The organism is Bradyrhizobium sp. 157 (assembly GCF_023073815.1).
Classification (GTDB): Bacteria; Pseudomonadota; Alphaproteobacteria; order Rhizobiales; family Xanthobacteraceae; genus Bradyrhizobium.
The window spans coordinates 1-5,201 of record NZ_JADPKF010000112.1; the positions used below are offsets into that span (position 1 = coordinate 1).

The following is a 5,201-nucleotide window of genomic DNA, read 5'->3' on the forward strand; positions in this document are numbered from 1 at the left end:
AAAAAGCCCAACTGGCCAATACGACGCCGTCCCATCAGCGACCTCCCGATTCAGTCGCCTAAGTGAATCATTACTTCCGCATCCGTGCAAAGGTCTCCATGGTGAGGAGCGCGTCTTCGCGCGTCTCGAACCATGAAGCCACGCCAGTGCCATTCATCTTTCGAGACGCGGCGCAGGCGCCGCTCCTCAGGATGAGGGCTGACAAAACATTCGCCGCGCGAGAAACGGTCTTACCCCTTCCCGCCGATTTCCTTGGCAAAGGTGTCGCGCAGGCCGATGGTGCGGTTGAACACCGGCTTGCCCGGCGCGGAGTCCTTGTCGCGCACGAAATAGCCCTGCCGCTCGAACTGCATCACCTCGCCGGAATTATCTACTGCGACTGACGGCTCGATCCGTGCATCCGGCAGCACTTCCAACGACTCCGGATTGAGGTCGGCGGCAAAATTCGCCGCACTCGGGCTCGGATTCGAGAAGAGCTGATTGTAGACGCGGATTTCCGCCGGCACCGAATCCTTGGCCGACAGCCAGTGCATGGTGGCCTTGACCTTGCGGCCGTCAGGGGCGTTGCCGCCCTTGGTCGCGGGATCGTAGGTGCAGCGCAGTTCGACCACTTCGCCGGCGTCGTTCTTGATGACGCCGGTGCATCTCACGAAATAGGCGTAGCGGAGCCGCACCTCGTTGCCCGGCGACAGGCGGAAGAACTTTTTGGGCGGGTTCTCCATAAAATCGTCGCGCTCGATATAGAGCTCGCGGCCGAACGAGATTTTGCGCGTGCCCGCGGCCGGATCGTCGGGATGGTTGACGGCCTCGAGCTCCTCCGTCAGCCCTTCCGGATAATTCTCGATCACGACTTTCAGCGGCCGCAGTACCGCCATCCGCCGCTGCGCCGTCTTGTTGAGGTGCTCGCGAATGCAAAATTCCAGCATGCCGACATCGACCACGCTGTTGGCTTTCGCTACGCCGATACGCTTGACGAATTCGCGCACCGCCGCCGGCGGCACGCCGCGGCGCTTCAACCCGGCAATCGTCGGCATGCGCGGATCGTCCCAGCCGGAGACGTGACCATCGCGGACGAGCTGTGTCAGCACGCGCTTCGACAAGAGCGTGTAAGTCAGGTTGAGGCGGGCGAATTCGTACTGGCGCGGTTTTGACGGCACCGGCAGCTTGTCCAGCAGCCACTCATAGAGCGGCCGATGGTCCTCGAATTCCAGCGTGCAGATCGAATGCGTGATGCCCTCAATGGCGTCCGACTGGCCGTGGGCGTAGTCGTAGCTCGGGTAGATCGACCATTTGGTGCCGGTGCGCGGATGCTCGGCATGCAGGATGCGGTAGAGCACGGGATCGCGCAGGTTGATGTTGCCGGCCGCCATATCGATCTTGGCCCGCAGCACGCGGCTGCCGTTCGGAAACTCGCCGGCCTTCATGCGCCTGAAGAGGTCGAGGTTTTCCTCCACCGTGCGGTCACGGAACGGCGAGTTCTTGCCGGGTTCCGTCAGCGTGCCGCGGTTGATCCGGATCTCCTCCTGCGACTGGTCGTCGACGTAGGCATCGCCCGCCTTGATCAGGCCCTCGGCCCATTCATAGAGGCGATCGAAATAGTCGGAAGCGTAATAGAGATCGGTTCCCCAGTCATAGCCGAGCCAATGCACGTCGGCCTGGATGGAATCGATATATTCCTGCTCTTCCTTGGTCGGATTGGTGTCGTCGAAGCGCAGATGACACTTGCCTCCGAACTCCTGCGCGATGCCGAAATTGAGGGCAATCGACTTGGCATGGCCGATATGCAGATAGCCGTTCGGCTCCGGCGGAAATCGGGTCACGATCCGGCTGTGCTTTTTGGAAGAGAGATCGGCCTGGACGATGTCGCGGATGAAATCGCGCCCCGCCTCTGCCGTTACCGGTTCTGTGGTCATCCTGAGTTCCTGTTAGGGATTGGCGAACCTTCTGCCAAATTCGCCCCTGTGAGCCAAGCCACTTTGCCGATGGCTCAGGCTTTAGTTATGTACCGTTCCTGTTATACACCACCGCCGTTCACCCTCAGCCCGCTCGGTAAATGACTGATTCCGTCGTCACACGCTTCGCCCCCTCACCAACCGGCTTCCTCCACATCGGAGGCGCCCGCACGGCGCTGTTCAATTGGCTCTATGCCAAGAAGCGCGGCGGCAAGATGCTGCTGCGGATCGAAGACACCGACCGCGAGCGCTCGACTGAGCCTGCCATCGCAGCGATCCTGGATGGCCTGAAGTGGCTCGAGCTCGATTGGGACGGCGACGTCATCTACCAGTTCAGCCGCGCCGCAAGGCATCGCGAGGTCGCCGAGCATTTGCTCGCCAGCGGCCAGGCGTACCGCTGCTACGCCACCGCGGAGGAGCTGACCGCGATGCGCGAGAGGGCGCGCGCGGAGGGCCGCACCCGCCTCTATGACGGGATGTGGCGGGACCGCGATCCGGGAGAAGCGCCCTCCGGCATGAAGCCAACTATCCGGCTGAAGGCGCCGCAAACCGGCGAGACCGTGATCGACGACCAGGTGCAGGGCCGCGTGGTCTGGCAGAACGAGAACCTCGACGATCTCGTGCTGCTGCGTGGCGACGGCAACCCGACCTACATGCTGGCTGTCGTGGTCGACGACCACGACATGGGCGTCACCCATGTCATCCGCGGCGACGACCATCTGATCAACGCCGCGCGCCAGAAGCAGATCTACGATGCGCTCGGATGGGACATCCCCAACATGTCCCACATCCCGCTGATCCACGGACCGGATGGCTCGAAGCTTTCGAAGCGCCACGGCGCGCTCGGCGTCGATGCCTACCGCGCCATGGGATATCTGCCGGCGGCGCTGCGCAATTACCTCGTACGGCTCGGCTGGAGCCATGGCGACCAGGAAATCTTCTCGACGGAGGAAATGATCGACGCGTTCGACCTGCCGGCGATCGGGCGTTCCGCGGCGCGGTTCGATTTCGCCAAGCTGGAAAATCTCAACGGGCATTACATCCGCCACGCCGAAGACGGCGCGCTACTGGCCCAGTTCGAGAGCGTTCTGGACTATGTCCTCGACGGCGCCGAGCTGAAGGCAAAACTCAACGACACCACCCGCGCGCAATTGCTGCGGGCGATGCCGAGCTTGAAAGAACGCGCCAAGACCTTGATCGAGCTGATCTCGGGCGCCTATTTCATCTTTGCCGACCGCCCGCTGCAGATCGAGCCGAAGGCTGCCGCCCTGCTGACGCCGGAGACGCGCACCCTGATCGGCAAGCTCCGCACCGCGCTGGAAGGCGTCATCGACTGGCGTTCGGAGACTACGGAAGCCGCCATGCGGAATTTCGCAGAGCAGAACAACCTCAAGCTCGGCGCGGTAGCCCAGCCGCTTCGGGTAGCGCTGACCGGACGCACGACTTCGCCGGGTATTTTCGACGTTTTAGCGGTGCTGGGACGGGAAGAATGCCTAGCCCGTTTGGGCGATCAGGCGGCCTCCTGAAGGCCCTACCATATGCGGGCTGCGGCCATCTTGCAGTGCACAGGGCAATAAGCTACGCCTTTGGCGCCGCTTCTAGACATCCGGCCTCCCTGTCCGTGCACTGAAAATGGCACCGGGGTCAGGCACGGTTTTCGTAACGATTTCATCGGGGATTCACGATGGACGCAAAATCCAGCAATAAGACTGCCACGCTCACCGTAGGTAACAAGACCTACGATTTCCCGATCCTCAGCGGCACGGTGGGGCCAGATGTCATCGACATCGCCAAGCTCTACGCCCAGGCGGGGATGTTCACCTACGACCCCGGTTTCACCTCCACCGGAAGCTGCCAGTCGAAGATCACCTATATCGACGGCGACGCCGGCGTGCTGGAATACCGCGGCTACCCGATCGAGCAGCTCGCCGAGAAGGGCGACTTCCTCGAAACCTGTTACCTTCTGCTCTACGGCGAGCTTCCGACCAAGGCCCAGAAGCAGGATTTCGACCACCGCGTGATCCATCACACCATGGTTCACGAGCAGATGGCCCGCTTCTTCCAGGGCTTCCGCCGCGACGCCCATCCGATGGCGATCATGGTCGCCGCCGTCGGCGCGCTCGCCGCGTTCTATCACGATAGCACCGACATCAACGATCCGCGTCAGCGCATGATCGCCTCGATGCGGATGATCGCGAAAGTGCCGACGCTGGCCGCGATGGCCTACAAATACACCGTCGGCCAGCCCTTCATGTATCCGAAGAACTCGCTCTCCTTTGCCGAGAACTTCCTGCACATGTGCTTCGCGGTGCCCTGCGAGGACTACAAGATCAATCCGGTGCTGGCTGACGCGCTCGATAAGATCTTCATCCTGCACGCCGACCACGAGCAGAACGCCTCAACCTCGACGGTGCGTATCGCCGGCTCGTCCGGCGCCAACCCGTTCGCCTGTATCGCGGCCGGCATCGCCTGCCTGTGGGGCCCCGCGCATGGCGGCGCCAACGAAGCGGCGCTGGCGATGCTCGCGGAGATTGGTTCGGTCGATAAGATTCCGGAATTCATCGCGAAGGTGAAAGACAAGAACAGCGAAGTCCGCCTGATGGGCTTTGGCCACCGCGTCTACAAGAACTACGACCCGCGCGCCAAGATCATGCAGAAAATGTGTCACGCCGTGCTGGCCGAGACCGGCCATGGCGACGACCCGATGCTGAAGGTGGCGCTGGAATTGGAAAAGATCGCGCTCAACGATCAATACTTCATCGACCGCAAGCTCTACCCGAACGTCGACTTCTATTCGGGCATCACGCTGAAGGCGATGGGCTTCCCGACCTCGATGTTCACCGTGCTGTTCGCGGTCGCTCGCACCGTCGGCTGGATCAGCCAGTGGAGCGAGATGATCGAGGATCCGCAGCAGAAGATCGGCCGTCCGCGCCAGCTCTACACCGGCGTCGCCCGCCGCGATTACGTGCCGATGGACAAGCGGAAGTAAGCGACGTCGCTTACGACATTCGGAAAGCCGGATGCGATCACCGCATCCGGCTTTTTTGTTTTTGACCGCAGCAACCATTAAATCCTCATGGTGCGAAGGCGCGCAAGCGCCGTCTCGAACCATGTGGCCCGGTTGGTGCCATTCATCCTTCGAGACGCCGCTGCGCGGCTCCTCAGACCGTATGTCCCTCTTCCGATGCGGAGGCGACTCACCCTCGATGCGAGTGCGAGGGTTACCCGGATGGGCCGGGCAGAGCCTCA

3 protein-coding genes are annotated in these 5,201 nt (G+C 62.1%); 2 read left to right on the top strand and 1 reads right to left on the bottom strand.

Features of this window, described 5'->3' with window-relative positions:
- Positions 1 to 230 precede the first annotated feature (230 nt).
- Positions 231 to 1,913 (bottom strand): glutamine--tRNA ligase/YqeY domain fusion protein, encoded by a 1,683-nt coding sequence (locus tag IVA95_RS35050; protein WP_247514663.1) that lies wholly within the window; start codon positions 1,911 to 1,913, stop codon positions 231 to 233.
- A gap of 140 nt (positions 1,914 to 2,053) precedes the next feature.
- On the opposite strand from IVA95_RS35050, the gene gltX reads away from it, so the two are divergent.
- Positions 2,054 to 3,478, top strand: a complete 1,425-nt coding sequence (gltX, locus tag IVA95_RS35055; protein ID WP_247514664.1) for a glutamate--tRNA ligase — start codon at positions 2,054 to 2,056, stop codon at positions 3,476 to 3,478.
- Between the two features lie 158 nt (positions 3,479 to 3,636).
- A complete protein-coding gene (gltA, locus tag IVA95_RS35060; RefSeq protein WP_213250298.1) occupies positions 3,637 to 4,941 on the top strand; it encodes a citrate synthase in 1,305 nt (434 codons plus the stop codon).
- Positions 4,942 to 5,201 lie beyond the last annotated feature (260 nt).